General features: G+C 68.8%; 10 protein-coding genes and 1 pseudogene. 6 read left to right on the top strand and 5 right to left on the bottom strand.

Features of this window, described 5'->3' with window-relative positions:
* The first annotated feature begins 64 nt into the window (after positions 1-64).
* Entirely contained in the window at positions 65-1,522 is a 1,458-nt protein-coding gene (locus tag ACZ5NJ_RS32200; protein WP_468769580.1) for a catalase, read from the top strand.
* A 405-nt stretch (positions 1,523-1,927) separates the two neighbouring features.
* Here the strand turns inward: ACZ5NJ_RS32200 and ACZ5NJ_RS32205 are convergent, their stop codons facing one another.
* Positions 1,928-2,611, bottom strand: a complete 684-nt coding sequence (locus ACZ5NJ_RS32205; protein ID WP_468769582.1) for an alpha/beta fold hydrolase — start codon at positions 2,609-2,611, stop codon at positions 1,928-1,930.
* Between the two features lie 199 nt (positions 2,612-2,810).
* Positions 2,811-4,598, bottom strand: a complete 1,788-nt coding sequence (gene gcl / locus ACZ5NJ_RS32210; RefSeq protein ID WP_468769584.1) for a glyoxylate carboligase — start codon at positions 4,596-4,598, stop codon at positions 2,811-2,813.
* 268 nt (positions 4,599-4,866) lie between these two features.
* On the opposite strand from gcl, the gene ACZ5NJ_RS32215 reads away from it, so the two are divergent.
* Positions 4,867-5,754, top strand: a complete 888-nt coding sequence (locus ACZ5NJ_RS32215; protein ID WP_468769586.1) for a hypothetical protein — start codon at positions 4,867-4,869, stop codon at positions 5,752-5,754.
* Positions 5,755-5,846: 92 nt separating this feature from the next.
* The gene (locus ACZ5NJ_RS32220; RefSeq protein WP_395508181.1) at positions 5,847-6,335 is read left to right on the top strand and encodes a glutathione peroxidase; all 489 of its coding nucleotides are present in this window, start codon (positions 5,847-5,849) and stop codon (positions 6,333-6,335) included.
* A 118-nt stretch (positions 6,336-6,453) separates the two neighbouring features.
* Here the strand turns inward: ACZ5NJ_RS32220 and ACZ5NJ_RS32225 are convergent, their stop codons facing one another.
* Positions 6,454-8,136, bottom strand: a complete 1,683-nt coding sequence (locus tag ACZ5NJ_RS32225; protein WP_468769698.1) for an AMP-binding protein — start codon at positions 8,134-8,136, stop codon at positions 6,454-6,456.
* A 51-nt stretch (positions 8,137-8,187) separates the two neighbouring features.
* Positions 8,188-9,288, bottom strand: a complete 1,101-nt coding sequence (locus ACZ5NJ_RS32230) for a winged helix DNA-binding domain-containing protein (RefSeq protein WP_468769588.1) — start codon at positions 9,286-9,288, stop codon at positions 8,188-8,190.
* Between the two features lie 173 nt (positions 9,289-9,461).
* Here ACZ5NJ_RS32230 and ACZ5NJ_RS32235 point away from each other — a divergent pair.
* Positions 9,462-9,934: pseudogene (locus tag ACZ5NJ_RS32235) on the top strand (CorA family divalent cation transporter); the annotation flags it as partial.
* A gap of 139 nt (positions 9,935-10,073) precedes the next feature.
* On the opposite strand, the gene ACZ5NJ_RS32240 reads toward ACZ5NJ_RS32235, so the two are convergent.
* Positions 10,074-10,475, bottom strand: coding sequence for a DUF5958 family protein (locus ACZ5NJ_RS32240; RefSeq protein WP_468769590.1), 402 nt, complete (start codon positions 10,473-10,475; stop codon positions 10,074-10,076).
* Between the two features lie 453 nt (positions 10,476-10,928).
* On the opposite strand from ACZ5NJ_RS32240, the gene ACZ5NJ_RS32245 reads away from it, so the two are divergent.
* A complete protein-coding gene (locus ACZ5NJ_RS32245; RefSeq protein WP_468769591.1) occupies positions 10,929-11,456 on the top strand; it encodes an SMI1/KNR4 family protein in 528 nt (175 codons plus the stop codon).
* A 1,512-nt stretch (positions 11,457-12,968) separates the two neighbouring features.
* A complete protein-coding gene (locus ACZ5NJ_RS32250) occupies positions 12,969-16,004 on the top strand; it encodes a hypothetical protein (RefSeq protein ID WP_468769593.1) in 3,036 nt (1,011 codons plus the stop codon).
* Positions 16,005-16,241 lie beyond the last annotated feature (237 nt).

Below are 16,241 nucleotides of genomic sequence, written 5' to 3' on the forward strand. Positions count from 1 at the left end.
AATTTAGGCTGTTCCGCATGACGGAAGACGCTTTCCGTCGCAGTTACCCGTACGGAAGGTCACCATGTCGAAGCGCACGCTGACGACCGAGTCCGGCGCCCCGGTCGCCGACAATCAGAACTCCGCCACCGCCGGCGTCGGTGGCCCGCTCCTGATCCAGGACCAGCAGCTCCTTGAGAAGCTCGCCCGCTTCAACCGTGAGCGCATCCCGGAGCGCGTGGTGCACGCCCGCGGCTCGGCCGCGTACGGCTACTTCGAGGTGACCGACGACGTCACCGCCTACACCTCGGCCAAGTTCCTCTCCGAGGTCGGCAAGAAGACCGAGACCTTCCTGCGGTTCTCCACCGTGGCCGACTCCCTCGGTGGCGCGGACGCCGTCCGCGACCCGCGCGGCTTCGCGCTGAAGTTCTACACCGAGGACGGCAACTACGACCTCGTCGGCAACAACACCCCGGTGTTCTTCATCAAGGACCCGATCAAGTTCCCCGACTTCATCCACTCCCAGAAGCGCGACCCCTTCACGGGCAAGCAGGAGCCGGACAACGTCTGGGACTTCTGGGCGCACGCCCCCGAGGCGACGCACCAGATCACCTGGCTGATGGGTGACCGCGGCATCCCGGCGTCCTACCGCCACATGAACGGCTACGGCTCCCACACCTACCAGTGGACCAACGCCCAGGGCGAGGCCTTCTTCGTCAAGTACCACTTCAAGACGAACCAGGGCATCCGCTGCCTGTCGGCCGAGCAGGCCGCCGAGCTCGTCGGCAAGGACGCGAACTCGCACCAGACCGACCTGCTCCAGGCCATCGAGCGCGGTGTGAACCCGAGCTGGACCCTCTACGTCCAGGTCATGCCGGCCGCCGAGGCCGCGGACTACCGCTTCAACCCGTTCGACCTCACCAAGGTGTGGCCGCACGCCGACTACCCGCTGCAGCGCGTGGGCCGCCTGGTCCTCGACCGCAACCCGGACAACGTCTTCGCCGAGGTCGAGCAGTCCGCGTTCTCCCCGAACAACTTCGTCCCGGGCATCACCGCCTCGCCGGACAAGATGCTCCAGGGCCGCCTGTTCGCGTACGCCGACGCCCAGCGCTACCGCCTCGGTGTGAACCACACCCAGCTGCCGGTCAATGCCCCGAAGGCGACCAAGGCCGACAACTACGGCCGCGACGGCGTCATGGCGCTGCGCAACGGCTCGCGCCACGACAAGAACTACGAGCCCAACTCGTACCAGGGTCCGGCCGAGACCGGTCTCGCGCTCGGCGCCCCGAAGGCCGTCTCCGGCTACACGGGCACCCACGAGGCCCCGGCCCACACCAAGGACGACGACTTCTTCCAGGCCGGCGAGCTCTACCGCCTGATGTCCGAGGCCGAGAAGCAGCGTCTGGTGGCGAACATAGCCGGCGGCCTGTCGCAGGTCACGCTGGAGGACGTCATCGAGAAGAACCTGGCTCACTTCCACGCCGCGGACGCCGACTACGGCCGCCGCGTCGAGGAGGCCGTGCGCGCCCTGCGCGACGCCTGAGCCCCACAGATGTACCGGGGGCCTGACGGGAGGTCAGGCCCCGGGTGCTGAGCCCGCACCGCGGACCCGGATGAGGGGTGGTACGTGGTGAGGGCAGGACGAGGACCGTGGCGAGCGTGCGAGCCAGTGCGGTGGTAATGGGTTCCGAGGCCCGTCTCTTGACCTGAGGGAGACGACGCCGGAGTTCTCGTCGCCCGCCCGCCACGGTCCCAGCCACTCCTCTTGTACAGGGGCCACGCACAGGGTCCCCTGTACAAGAGGAGAACCGACCTCCCCCCATGTCTCCGCCCGGCGGTGCGAACGTCCTGTCGCGCCAGCCTCGCTCCGTCGGGCGGTAACAACCAGAGCGCCGAGTCACGGACGGTCCCGTGACTCGGCGCTTTGTCGTACCCGGTGCCGCGTCCTCTAGAGAGAGCCCGCGGCCCTGCGGATGAGGTCCAGGACCTCCTGCGGCCGGGACAGCATGGGGACGTGCGAGGAGTCGACCTCCGCGACGGTGGCGCCCATCCGCTGGGCGGCGAAGCGCTGGAGCTCGGGGTTGACCGCACGGTCCCGCGTGGTGACGAGGAACCAGCTGGGCCTGGTCCGCCAGGCCGGCTCGCCGACCGAGGAACCCAGGACCTCCGCGCGGGGCGCGCCCTGCGTCGCCCACACCAGGCGCTGCTCCTCCTCCGGCAGGTCGCCGCAGAAGTCGGAGATGCCGTCACGGGAGATCCAGATGCGGCCGTCCTCGCTGTCCAGGTGCGAGAAGAGCGGCGGCGGGTCGAACTTGCCGATCAGCGCCTCGGGGGTCTCCCCGGTGTCCGGCCCCAGCGCGGCGATGTACACGAGCCCCGCGACCCTCTCGTCCGTGCCGGCGGCGGTGATGACGTACCCGCCCCAGGAGTGCCCGACGAGGAGGGCCGGGGCGCTGACGCGGGCCAGCGCACGGTGGACGGCGTCCACGTCCCCGTCCAGGGAGTCCAGGCTGTTCTGCGCGGAGACCACCTCGTGCCCCTCGCGCTGGAGGACCGGGATCAGCTTGCTGTAACAGGATCCGTCGGCCCACAGGCCGTGGGCGAAGACGATGCTCGGCTTGCCGGTCGACATCTGCGTGCTCCTGACGTGACGTGGGAAGACGGCACGGGCCGCGGGAGGCGGCCGCGCACACCGGCAAGTCCACACCAGGACCCGGCGACCCGCATCTCGGAGGCGGACGCCGGAGGGGAACGCCGGAGGGGAACGCGGAGCGGCCCCCGCCCCTCCTGCCGGAGGGACGGGGGCCGCTTCGTGGCGCTGCCGCGGCGGATCAGACCTGGAGGGCCTTGATCGCGGTCGGGGCGTGGCCCGGCTCGGTCGCGAGCTCCTCGAACTCGGTGACGTCGCTCATGTCGACCGTCTTGCTCATCGCGATGTTGGTGACGCGCTCCAGGATGGCCTCGACGACGACCGGGACCTGGAACTCCTGCGCCAGCTTCTTGGCCTCCTCGAAGGCCTCGCCCAGCTTCTCCGGGTCGGTGACGCGGATGGCCTTGACGCCCAGGCCCTCGGCGACCTTGACGTGGTCGACGCCGTAGACGCCGATCTCCGGGGTGTTGATGTTCTCGAACTCCAGGTTGACCTCGAAGTTGATGCCGAGGCCGCCCTGCGCCTGGCGGATCAGACCCAGGTAGGCGTTGTTCACGAGGACGTGGACGTAGGGGACCTTGTGCTGGGCGGCGACCGCCAGCTCCTCGATCATGAACTGGAAGTCGTAGTCGCCGGAGAGGGCGACGACCGGGACGTCGGGCTGCGCGGTGGCGGCGCCGATGGCGGCCGGGATGGTCCAGCCGAGGGGGCCGGCCTGGCCGCAGTTGACCCAGTGGCGCGGCTTGTAGACGTGCAGGAACTGCGCGGCGGCGATCTGCGAGAGGCCGATGGTGGTGACGTAGCGGGTCTCCGGGCCGAACGCCTTGTTCATCTCCTCGTAGACGCGCTGCGGCTTCATGGGGATGTTCTCGAAGTGCGTACGGCGCTGCAGGGTGGCCTTGCGCTCCTGCGCGGAGGCGGCCCAGGCGGAGAAGTCCGGCAGCTTGCCCTCGGCCTTCCACTCCTTGGCGACCTCGATGAAGAGCTCCAGGGCGACCTTGGCGTCGGAGGCGATGCCGAAGTCCGGGGCGAAGATCTTGCCCAGCTGGGTGGGCTCGATGTCGACGTGGACGAACTTGCGGCCCTTGGTGTAGGCGTCCAGGTTGTAACCGGTGTGGCGGTTGGCCCAGCGGTTGCCGATGCCGATGACGGTGTCGGACTCCAGGAACGTCGCGTTGCCGTAGCGGTGGGCGGTCTGCACGCCGACCATGCCGGCGGCCAGCTCGTGGTCGTCCGGGATGGTGCCCCAGCCCATCAGGGTGGAGATGACCGGGATGCCCGTCAGCTCGGCGAACTCGACCAGCAGGTCGGAGGCGTCGGCGTTGATGATGCCGCCACCGGCGACGATCAGCGGGCGCTCGGCCTCCAGCAGGAAGCCCAGGGCCTTCTCCGCCTGCGGGCGGCTGGCCTGCGGCTTGTAGACCGGCAGCGGGGTGTAGGTCTCGGGGTCGAACTCGATCTCGGTCAGCTGGACGTCGATCGGCAGGTCGATCAGGACCGGGCCCGGACGGCCGGAGCGCATCAGGTGGAAGGCCTGCTGGAAGACGCCGGGGACCTGCGCGGCCTCCAGGACCGTGGTGGCGGCCTTGGTGACGGGCTTGGCGATCGTGGCGATGTCGACGGCCTGGAAGTCCTCCTTGTGGAGCTTCGAGACCGGGGCCTGGCCGGTGATGCACAGGATCGGGATCGAGTCCGCGATCGCCGAGTACAGACCGGTGATCATGTCGGTGCCGGCCGGGCCCGAGGTACCGATGCAGACGCCGATGTTGCCCGCCTTGGCGCGGGTGTAGCCCTCGGCCATGTGCGAGGCACCCTCGACGTGACGGGCCAGCGTGTGCGCGATTCCGCCCACGTTCTTGAGCTCGCGGTAGAACGGGTTGATCGCGGCACCGGGCACGCCGAACGCCTGTTCGACACCCTCAAGCTTGAGGATCTCAACGGCGGCAGCGGCGGCTGTCATACGAGGCATCAGGTTCTCCTGCGGGTCTGGCGGTCAGACTTTTTCCGGCATCCGGAATTTTTGTTCTGCTATACGAAACAAGCTAAGTGTCGGCTTCCCGCACGTCAAGGCGCCGGAGCACCCCGGAACCCACCAAAAGCCGCATCTGTTTCGGTGAGTTGCACAAATGGCCGGGCCCGTGGGGTGAATCGGCGGGATTCGGCGGGCTCGCTCGCCCCGGCGGTGGCGGGTGGTGGAGCATGGACCCACGCACAGCGACGGAGGGGGTCCAGGGCTCATGGCGGAAGCGGTACCGGTGCGCTGCCCGGCGTGCCAGCGAGAGAACGGTTACATCTCCCCGGTCTTCCCGTGCTCCTGCGGGAGCCCGGTCACCCCGCCGCTGGACCTGGCGGCCCCGGCCCTCCCGCTGACCCACCGGACCTGGCAGGACAGCTGGGTGACGGTGCGGTGCGGGTCCTGCGGGCAGGAGAGCGAGTGGCCGCACCCGGAGGTCGGCTGCGGTGCGTGCGGAACGGTGGTGCTGGTGCCCGTACGGCCGCCGGCTCCGGCGGAGGCCGGGGCGGACACGGAAACCGGGGCGGACGCGGAAACCGGGAACGGGGCGGGGGCGGGTTCCGACGCCGGTCCGGGGGCCGGTTCCGGGGCCGGTTCCGGGGCCGGTTCCGCCCGGCGGGACGCGGCGGGCGCGGGGGACGGCGTACGCGGGGACGGGCGTCCGGCCGGCCGGGCTCCCGGGTCCGGGGGCGGCGCCGCCGGCGCGGTGCGGGGGCCCGCCTCGCGGCCGCCGTTCCGGCCCGTGACCATCCGTACCACCCGGGACGCGGTGGCGACGGCCGCGCTCTACCTGCGCTGGCTCGGCTTCCGGGACGTCCGCCAGCCCGACGGGGTGCCCATCCCCTCGGCGGCGGTGGACCTGCGGGCGCCCGGGGTGGTGGCGCAGGTCGACGCGACCACGGCGCCGGCCGGGCTGCGGGCCGTGGAGTGCGTGTGGCTGAACGGTCTGACGGCCTCCGCGACCAGCGTCTACTTCGCCCTCGCGGGCTACACCGAGGAGGCGCGGGGCCGCGCCGACGACCTGGGGATACCGCTGTTCGTCATGGACCTCACGGGCATGCCGCAGCCGGTCAACGACCCGGCGGACGCACTGGTGGGGCGGGGGGCCTAGGCTCGGAGGCTGTTCGCACGTGTTGTCCGATCACGTCGCCTGCCTGCCCGCCCACTACCTGGCCGCACGCATGCCGAGCCGAGGAGCGCCCGATGAGCCTGTACGACATCCCGCTGACCACCCTGGACGACGAGCCCACCAGCCTGGCGGCCCACCGCGGCAAGGCCATCCTGCTGGTGAACACCGCCTCCCAGTGCGGGCTCACCCCCCAGTACTCGGGGCTGGCCCGGCTGCAGTTCAAGTACGAGGAGAAGGGCTTCACCGTCATCGGTGTGCCCTGCAACCAGTTCGGCGGCCAGGAGCCGGGCACCGCGGAGGACATCCAGACCTTCTGCGCGGCCGGCTTCGGGGTGACCTTCCCGATGCTGGAGAAGTCCGAGGTGAACGGCGAGAACCGGCACCCGCTGTACCAGGAGCTGGTGAAGACCCCGGACGCCGACGGCGAGGCGGGGGACATCCAGTGGAACTTCGAGAAGTTCCTGATCTCCCCCGCCGGCGAGGTCGTGGCGCGCTTCCGCCCGCGCACCGAGCCGGAGGCCCCCGAGGTCATCGCCGCGATCGAGGCGCAGCTGCCGGCCTGACTCCGCCTTCCCGCGTACGGACGCCCGCTTCCGCGCGGGCGCCCGTACGCGTACGGGCCGATCCCGCGCCGGCCGCCCGTACGCACGCTCGTACGCGTGCGGGCGCCCGGGGCGGAGCTCACCCCGCCAGGTCGGCCTCGTCGTACTCCTGGAGGGAGCCGGCGGCCGTGAGGTCGCGCAGCTCCACCCGGCGGATCTTCCCCGACACGGTCTTGGGGAGCTCGGCGAACTCGATGCGCCGGATCCGCTTGTACGGGGCGAGCACCGCCCGGGAGTGCGCGAACAGCAGCCGCGCGGTCTCCTCCCCGGGCTCCCAGCCGGCGGCGAGGGTGATGTACGCCTTGGGCACGGCGAGCCGCAGCGCGTCCGGGGCCGGGACGACGGCCGCCTCGGCGACCGCCTCGTGCTCCAGCAGGGCGCTCTCCAGCTCGAACGGGCTGATCTTGTAGTCGGAGGCCTTGAACACGTCGTCGGCCCGGCCCACGTAGGTGAGGTGGCCGTCGGCGTCGCGCGAGGCGATGTCCCCGGTGCGGTACAGCCCGTCCGCCATGGCCTCGGCGGTGCGCTCGGGGTCGTCGCGGTAGCCGGTCATCACCCCGGCGGGACGCCGGCGCAGGTCCACGCACAGCTCGCCCTCGTCGGGGGACTCCTTGCCGGTGACGGGGTCCAGCAGCACGATCTCGTACCCGGGCGCGGGCCGGCCCATCGAGCCCGGCTTGACGGGGGCGCCGGGGAAGTTGCCCACCTGGAGGGTGGTCTCGGTCTGCCCGAACCCGTCGCGGATGGTGATGCCCCAGGCCTCCTTCACCCGCTCGATGACCTCGGGGTTCAGGGGCTCGCCGGCGGCCACGGCCTCGCGCGGGGGCTGCCGCAGGGCGGTCAGGTCGGACTGGATCAGCATGCGCCAGACGGTGGGCGGGGCGCAGAAGGTGGTGACCCCGGCGCGGTCCATCTCGGCCATGAGCCGCTGCGCGTCGAAGCGGGTGTAGTTGTGGACGAAGACGGTGGCGCCGGCGTTCCAGGGGGCGAAGAGGTTGGACCAGGCGTGCTTGGCCCAGCCGGGCGAGGCGATGTTGAGGTGGACGTCGCCGGGGCGCAGGCCGAGCCAGTACATGGTGGAGAGGTGCCCGATGGGGTACGAGGCGTGCGTGTGCTCGACGAGCTTGGGGCGGGCGGTGGTGCCCGAGGTGAAGTAGAGCATCAGCGGGTCGGAGGCGAGGGTTTCCCCGTCGGGGCGGAAGGCGCTGTCGGCCCCGGCCATGTCCGCGAGGCGCAGCCAGCCGGCCGGGACCCCGTCACCGGCGGCGATCCGCGTGTAGTCGCCCGGCACCTCGTCGAACTTCGGGGTGTCGGCGACGCGCGCGATCACGTGGCGGACCTTGCCGCGCTCGATGCGGTCGCGCAGGTCGGCGGGGCCGAGCAACGGGGTGGCGGGGATGACGACGGCGCGCAGCTTCATCGCGCCGAGCATCACCTCCCACAGCTCGCGCTGGTTGCCCAGCATGACCAGGATCCGGTCGCCGGCGGCGACGCCCTGCCCGCGCAGCCAGGTGGCGGCGGACCCGGACCGCCGCCGCATCGCGTCGAAGGTGACGCTCTCGGTGGTGCCGTCCTCCTCGACGATCCGCAGCGCGTCGGCCTCATTGCCCTCCGCGACGCGGTCGAACCAGTCGAACGCCCAGTTGAAGCGCTCGGGGCGGGGCCAGGTGAATCCGGCGCGGGCGGCCTCGTACTGCCCGCGGTGGGCGAGCAGGAAGTCCCGCGCGGCCAGGAAGCTGTCGGAGCCGCTGTTCTCGGTCATGGTCATGGGAGGCATCGTGCCGCGCCGGGCAGGGCCTCCACCAGGGCGGCGTCAGCCTCGGATTGACCCGAAGCGCACCGTCGCGGGCCCGCCGCCCAGAGCGGCGAGCATCGCCTCCCCCTCGGCGGCGATCTCCTCCCGCACCGCGGGCGCCGGCTCCCGGAACAACTCGACGGTGACCACGCCCTCCTCGGCGCTCCACACCCCTCCCAGGAACCCGTCGACCAGGACCACGCACCGGCTCTGGTTGCCGTCGGTGTTGCGCCCCTTGAACTCCGGGGGGACGACGCGGGCCCGGTCGGCGTGCGAGAGCAGCAGGTTGTCGAACTCGGGGAGGAAGCGGGGCGGCGCGGGGGTGGCGGGGTCGGGTCGGGGCGCGTCGGGCAGGTCGAACAGCTCGACCCCGTTCTCGTCGCGGAAGGTCACCAGGCGCGGCCGAAGCCGCTCGAAGACCTCCCGAAGGCGGGTGAGCCCCGCCCAGGTCTGCATGTCCTTGACGGAGGCGGGCCCGAAGGCCCCGAGGTACCGCAGCACGACGCCGTCGATCCCTCCACTCTCCTCCTCCTCTGCGGAAGGGCCCGCCCAGGCCTCCAGGGTGGTCAGCCGCACCTGGCCGCTGCGCCCCCACACCCCGCGCGGGGTGACCTGCACGAGCGGCAGCAGACACCGCGCCGCCACGGCCAGCGCCTGCGGATCGGCCCCGGGCCACACCCGGAGCAGCTCTTCGCGGATCTCCCCCATGGTCCGCGGCTCCTCCTCGACGAACGCCCGGGCCCGGGCGGCGAGCACCGCCGGATCCACCCCGACGAGCCCCTTCCGGAAGTACCCCACTTCCCGGTCCCGGGCCCCCTGCACCAGGGGCCTCAGGATCCGGGCGTCCTCCACGGTGTGGGTGTGCAGGGTGGACCGCATGGTCACCATCCGCACCACCTCCCGCTCCTCCATCAGCCGCCCCAGCTCCTCGGGCCGGAACCCGGCGAGCCGGGCGTGCAACTGGAAGTAGGGCGGCTTGACGTTCTGCGCCTGCAAACCGAGCAGGTGCCCGACGGCATCCCGCGCGGGCATCCCGACACGGCCCAGCAACAGCTGCCGCGCGAGCGTGGCACGGTTCAGAGCGCGGACACCGAGAACGGAACTCGAAAGGAAGGCCATACCCAAAACCTAACCCCCGTAACGGACACCTTCTGTCCGCAATCCCCCCGGACCACCACAGCGTGATCGGCTCGGCCGTCTACCACGCAGGCCGCCGCGTCGCCTCCCCCACCACCCTCACCGAAACCTTCCGCCGACTGCGCAAACAGCCCGACGGCATGGCCTGAATCGGCCTCCACCGCCGCATGGAGGCCTCCCTGGACCTCCTCTCCCTCGGCCCGGAAGCCGCCCTCTACGCCATCCTCGACGCGGTGGTCGACGGCTACGCCCCGGTCGTGTCGGGCGTCCAGAACGACATGGACGAGATCGAGACGGAGGTCTTCCGCGGCGACCCGGAGGTCTCCCGCCGTTTCTACGAACTCTCCCGCGAAATGGTCGAGCTCCAACGCGCCCCCCGCCCCCTAGGTCGGCATGCTCCACGCCCTGATGGCCGGCTTCGCCAAGTACGCACGGACGAGGAAATCATGAAGATCTCCTCCTGGGCCGCCATCCTCTTCGCCCCGACCCTGGTCAGCACGATCTACGGTATGAACTTCGAGGCCACGCCCGAGCTGAGCTGGAGCTTTGGCTACCCTTCGCGATCCTCCTGAAGGCGGTGGTCTGCACGAGCCTCTACGTCATCTTCAAGAAGCGCGACTGGCTGTAGAGCATGCCTCGACCTTTATTAACTTGACGATTACGAGCATCAGGAAGCAGCCTCCTGGGCCCCTGGGAGATTCTTGGGGGAGAATGCGTCGGGCACTGGGGAAGCAGCGGATCTGAGGAACGAAACCGGCTGCGAGAAGTCAGTCAGCAGCACACAGACGGTGCCACCAGTGGTCACAGCCGCCGGAGCAGAAGCACTTGCGGCGCCGCCCGTCGGCCACTGTGAGCACCGCGATCAGCAGCCTGAACGCCTTACGGTGTGCGTTGACAGGCGTGAGGCCGGCGATCTTTACCAGTTGCATGTCCATATCGCCCCGTGAGAGCAGCACCCCGGGCGTAAGCGTCGAGCGCAGCCCGGAACGACGGATGCTCTCCGAGGCATCCTCACCGGCAGCGCGCGCCTGGACACAGTGATGACGAAGGAACAGCAGCACCTCGGATTGTTCTTCCGAGTCGAGCTCATCGAAGCACACGATGCCTTCAGACATGGGGCGCAGCCCCTGAGCGAGTTCGTTGAGCAGAACATCCCGTTCGTTCACCACCGCCCCAGGAGATCAGGCGGCACGCGGCCTCGGTCTCGGCGCGGATCCACATCCGCCCACGTCAGGTCCCATGCCCAACTCACTGGCCACGCCACACTGCCGTGCGCAACCGCTCGCACGCCAATCCAAGTACGAGCAGCATCGGCGCAGTACGGGGAAACGGTCTCCAGCCAGACGGGAAGCGATCGTGATCCGTGCCTGAAGGCCTGGTCAACGGTACTCGTGAGCAGCCCCGCCGAGCCCATGCCCCTCACCCTGCCTCTGCCCCTCGCAAGCCGAAGCCGCACTGCAGCCGCGCAGCGTGCCGGCGGACGGTAACGAAAACGGGTGGCACAGCATCTGTTGTGCCAGCCGTTCGCCGTTTCAGGCCTGCCCCTTCTCGCTGGGTGGCTACGACCGAACGTCCAGCGTCCGTAGGCCACCGATGTCGGACCCCATGGCTAGCCTGTCCCTGTGACACCCACCCATGACCGACAGCTTCCCGCCACGCTGGCCACTGCGCTCGCCATTCAATACGACCACGCAGCCGAGAACGGGATCGACTTCGAGCCCTTCCCGGCCTTCTTGACCGCCGCCGATACAACCGACTGGTTCCAGGCATGGACCGGGAACAGTGAAGTCGATGGCGACGACTTCCGTGTGTTCGGGCAGGACGGCTCGGGCGGGTACGCGGCGTTCTGGCTGATCCGCCCGAACCAACCCCCGGCCGAGCAGCCCATCGTCTTCCTCGGGTCCGAAGGAGAGACTGGTGTTGTCGCCCGCGACCTGGGTGACTTCCTGTGGCTACTGGCGGACGGCTTCGGCCCTTGGGAAGCTGCCACCTCTTACGAGCCCGACTGGATCCCGCGTCCTCATCGGGAACTGGCTGCCATCGCCGAACAATTCGCACCGCACCAGCGCCGGTCGGCGACTTCTGTGATCGAACTGGCCGCCCGGGAGTTCCCAGACTTCGACGACACCATCATGGAGCTCTGCCGCTGAACCAGGGGCGGCTGCTCATTCGAACGAACGCGCCGACCCGCCACGGGCAAGCTCCGCTGGAGCCTCTGGCCATGAAGCATGGGGAAGACAAGGACGCGCTGCTTCTGGATGCCCGCACGATGCTTGGCACTGGACGGGACGCAGAGGAGGACTGCACCGAACTGGCCGTGCGCACCGGCGATTGGGGGGCTGCGCGTTGGCCGTGTCTCTGGCCCTAGCCTCCCCCGGACGGATGCCGGAGCCCGAATCCGCGAGGTACACCCCCTGCTCGACGAGGAGAGCTCGCGGCGGGAGAGGAAGACTTCGCCGCCTCGCCCCTCACCTGAGGCCAGGCATTCGCTATTGACCGGATGCCACGGTAGGGACAAATAGGCTGCTTGTCGGACCTGACGGGAAGAGAGCGATGCAATACTGCGAACGCCACGAAATGCACAACTGCGCAGACTGCGCTCGCCGCGCAACGCGCCGTAGCACGCCCGCCAGTGAATGGGACGGCTGGCCGGCGGCTGCGATCATCATCCACGCCAGCGGCAAGGCCCACCTGCCCGGCTGCACGCACATCGTCCCGGCCGACATCCAGCCACCCCGCTATGGCTGGATCCCCGCCCCGTCCCCCGGGGCATGGCGCCGTCTCTCGACCTCAAACCCGCTCCACGCCACCCAGGGCAACCCCGAGCGGGTGGCCGTGAGCCGCTGCGAGAGCTGCGACGCGACGCAATAGGGACGTCCGACCCTGGCGCCATGGTCTCGCCACGCGTGCTCTCGCCTGCCTCTTGGGTCAGGGGGTGGACTCGTCCGCCCCTGCCTCGAAGGGACCTCTCGTAACCAGGGCCCGCTCAGCCCGTGTCGGGCAGGATCGAATGGGTTCGCCAGACTTCCGACCAACGTGAACGCGTCCACGGTCCAGAACGCCCGCCCGCTTGGTCGCCCTCTTTGCCACAGAGGACCCCGATATGACTGCGGGGAAGCTACCCCAGCGCACTGACACGTTGACCGAGAGCATCAGCTCGGCCATCGAGCCGTCGAAGTGTCGCAACTGCCGGAAACCCATCGCGCTGGGCCCTGCCGAAGACAACTGGGTCCATTGCAAACCTGTCCGCAACGGGGGCCGCAGGGCAGCGTCCTTCGGCTACGACGCCGAGTCTGCGTGGGACGAGTCTCTGGCCCGCTCTCGGAAGGCCCGGCCTTCGGCCTGAGATGCGGCCGGTTCGGATGTCGTCCCCGACGCTCTCCAGCTATTCGCTAGCGGGTGCAATCATGCGCAAGGGCGACCTACCAACCAGGTCCCGACCACCGGCATGCCAGGCAGCTCGTGCCTCTTCCTCACCACCACCACGAGGGTGTACCACAGACCATGCCCTTGAGAACGATCAACAGTCGTCCGGATGTGCATGATCGCAGCCAACTCTCCCACGTCTTGCGTGATCCTCACAGGACACACCGCGTTGTCAGCGGGTCTGCTTAGCCTTGAACGACCAGCAAAGGCTTGCCGCTAGGGAAGGAACAGCAGATATGGCGGAGCGTGGGGGGCAGGCTGCTGCCTCCGGATTTCAGTACCAATATCTCGTCACGCTGGAAGAGTTACTGGCCGCTGCCGAAGGGCTGCGCCCAGGCATAAGTGCGGCGCTAATCGAACCAACGTGTACCACCGGTGAGGCAGTCCATGACCCGGATGCCATCGACTTCGATTTGGTGGGTGGCGACCGCGCCCCCGTGCTCGCGGCACAAGTGAAATCAGGAGGCCGAGGCACCGAGCTGTCCGCCCCGGCCGCCTTCGCCGTACTCGTACGGATGATCAAAGCCAGGCCGAGCGCCAAGACCTACAGCTTGATCACGAACATGAGACTGCATGCTAAGGCCGTTCACCTGAACCGCGTGCTGGGCCTCACCGATCCTGACGAGTTGCGACTGGAGCTGGCCAAGCTCCTGGAGCGAAGCCCGAAACAGGAAGAGAACGTGCACAGCCTTGGCCACGACGAGTTGTTGCGGTTGAATCGCGCTCGCATCGTGCCGGATTCCCGCGAGCCTCATGAGCTGCGCGAACACCTACGGGAGCGCATCAGGAGGTTCCGTTCGCAGCAGAGCAGCGGCCTCGGCCTGCGCTCAGCGGGTCGCATGACCAATCACCTGGTGTCGGAGATCTTCCGAAGGGCCTGCGGCGAGTTCGACGGTGTGCTGACCCTGGACGAATTCCGTTCCGAACTGCTGACAGAGTCCACTCACCTCGCCCACGATCTGGGGAACTTCGACTGGGGCATCATGGTGGGGCCCGTTCCTTCGCAACCGGATCTACCCAGGCCTGAACTGCTGGAGCGCATGCACCGGGCGCTTACTGAATCACCCGAGGACCGAGTGGTACGAAGCTGTGCCGTGCTGGGCCTGTCCGGGATCGGAAAGACCAGTGCCGCTGCCGCGTATGCCCACGACGTCGCGGATTCGTACGACCAGATCTTCTGGCTCGATGCGGAAAGCGATGCCGCTCTGGTCGCCTCCTACCGCATCTTGCACGATTGGCTCGCGCCGCAGCACGAGCAGGCGAGCATGGACTCCGGGGTCCTGCGGAACAGGGTGCGCGCCCTCCTGAGCGCGCTCCCAGGCCGATGGCTCATGGTCGTCGACAACGCATCGGACCGTCGCCGGCTTCTTCCGTGGTTGCCCACCGGCGGACGAGGCCACGTGATCATCACTTCCACCAACCAGAGCAGCTGGGCAACCCACCCCCGGCGGGTGAACGTCGCACAGCTCACCACCGAAGAGGCCGTGTCATTGGTCCGCCTGCGCCTGTCCGCGGACGACGCCTTCTGGAGCGAGACGCATGAGCAGGCGGCAACCGAGCTGGTGCGGAACCTGGAGCACTGGCCTCTTGCCATCGAGCTGGCCTGTGGCTACCTGGCCGGCTGCGGGCTCGGCCTCGCGGAGGTACCGCGCTATCTGGAGATCATCCGGGATCGAGCGCTGGACGACGAGCAGTCAGTCCCGCCCGATTACCCGCGCACGTTGGTCGCGGCCATCCTCGTGGCCCTGCAGCGGATCGGCCGCGCTGCGAAGGACGGGCGGCAGCAGGAGACATCGAGCGCGGCGCTCGCGTCGATCATCACGGCCTCGTACATGGCCTCCCGTCAAATCCCGCTCCAGCTTCTGGTCGCTGCAGCCGTGCTATCGAAGGGGTCCGTCCTGCGCAGTGGCCTGAAGGGGCCCACGGTGATGGTCGAGTCGCCTGGGAACTCGCTCAGCGTGCTGGAGATCCACCGCGCACTGCGGAGCGAGTCCCTCGTCCAGCGAGGTGAACCACTCAGTGCAGGCGCCCCGCATCGACAGGACGGGTCGGATCACAACCACGAGCTCGACGAGACGATCAGCATCAACGAGATCGTGCAGCATGTCGTACGAGGACGGCTGGAAGGCTCCGGCGACATGGAGCGGATTCTAAGCCGCGCTGCCTTTCACACCCAAAGCTGGCTCGCGGAGTTCATCGACAACGAGGACGAACACCGCATGCACCAGTTGGTTCCCCATGCACAAAGTCTCGCCGGGCACGCCCTTCGGCTCAGGATCAGCTCCGACGATCTAGCCGTCCTGTACGGCAACCTCGGCGGGGCCCACTTCCGTACGGGAAGCCTGGACGAAGCCCGGGTCTGCTTCGAGTCGGAGTTGGCCATCCTCATGGCCCGCACGGTCCCGGCACCCGTACTCGAACTCAAGACACGGGTGCCGCTCGTTGATCTGATGAGGAAGCAGGGTGCACGACTGGACGAATTGGTCCCGAACCTGAAGCGCATCCACGAACTATCGCTCCAGATCGCGGAATCCCGCCCGGCCGATGTGGTCAACGCGGTCGCCAACGTCCTGGCCATGCTCCGTACTGCAACACATCGCGAGGTGCCGGGCGAACCTGTTGCCCGTCTGATCACCGACCTGAGAGCGCTTGCCGAACGACTCCCCACCACGGCTGTCTCCCAGCTCCTCGCCGACATCGCTCGGATCACACAGGCCTTGAGCGACAAGAACCTGCCCGACCACGAGATCGAGCAACTCTGTCGGGCACTGTTGGACGACCCTCGGCTTCCCGTGGTGCTGCGGATCAATGTCATCGCCCTGCTGGCGGAGGCTCTCGCGTTCCAGAAGTGCTGGGCTGGGACTGAGGCGGAACTCGCGAAGCTCGCCACCTTCGCGACAACTTCGAAACTGGACCCCATGCCCATCGCGACGGCCGTACACAACGTCGGCTTGCAAGTCGGCATGGCCTTCATCCAGAACGACATCGCCGCCCTTCCTGTGCTCCGGAAGCTGGTGGAGATCATCAACCACCCCGATGGGGAACGTCTGGCCAGAGAGCCCGAACAGTTTGTGAAGCTACTGGTTCTGCGGCTCCTGGGCGCCGTCGATCGTGGCGACCGGACCGAGATCAAGGCGCTCCTTGCAGCGCTCGAAGCGGCCGACAAGTCCCTGCTCAACGCAGCCCACGATATCGGGTGGCGGCTGATCGCCTCCGTGGCTGCCATAACAGCCACTGCAGCCCTTTCTGTCGAACCGACGAAATTGATCTGAGAAGCCGATACTCGACAGCCCCATCCGAGGCACAGCTTCAACTCTCGTCGGCGAGGAGGCCTTCTACGCCCCCACCACACTGGGCGGAGGCGCCGCCGGACCAGCACGAGTCGCACGACCCGGTGGGGGCCGCGTCCGCGGGGCGCCGCCCCCTCGGACGCGCAGCCGGAACGGGCTCGCCGACAGGCTGGGGAGAAATCTGGGGAGAATGCAGCGTTGGGGAGCGGGTCAGGGGTG

This window comes from Streptomyces sp. NPDC032091 (genome assembly GCF_055580265.1).

Bases quoted from the DNA above. Each gene is read 5' to 3' on its own strand.
- ACZ5NJ_RS32200 (WP_468769580.1), top strand. From the start codon at position 65: ATGTCGAAGCGCACGCTGACGACCGAGTCCGGCGCCCCGGTCGCCGAC.
- ACZ5NJ_RS32205 (WP_468769582.1), bottom strand. From the start codon at position 2,611: ATGTCGACCGGCAAGCCGAGCATCGTCTTCGCCCACGGCCTGTGGGCC.
- gcl (WP_468769584.1), bottom strand. From the start codon at position 4,598: ATGCCTCGTATGACAGCCGCCGCTGCCGCCGTTGAGATCCTCAAGCTT.
- ACZ5NJ_RS32215 (WP_468769586.1), top strand. From the start codon at position 4,867: ATGGCGGAAGCGGTACCGGTGCGCTGCCCGGCGTGCCAGCGAGAGAAC.
- ACZ5NJ_RS32220 (WP_395508181.1), top strand. From the start codon at position 5,847: ATGAGCCTGTACGACATCCCGCTGACCACCCTGGACGACGAGCCCACC.
- ACZ5NJ_RS32225 (WP_468769698.1), bottom strand. From the start codon at position 8,136: ATGACCGAGAACAGCGGCTCCGACAGCTTCCTGGCCGCGCGGGACTTC.
- ACZ5NJ_RS32230 (WP_468769588.1), bottom strand. From the start codon at position 9,288: ATGGCCTTCCTTTCGAGTTCCGTTCTCGGTGTCCGCGCTCTGAACCGT.
- ACZ5NJ_RS32250 (WP_468769593.1), top strand. From the start codon at position 12,969: ATGGCGGAGCGTGGGGGGCAGGCTGCTGCCTCCGGATTTCAGTACCAA.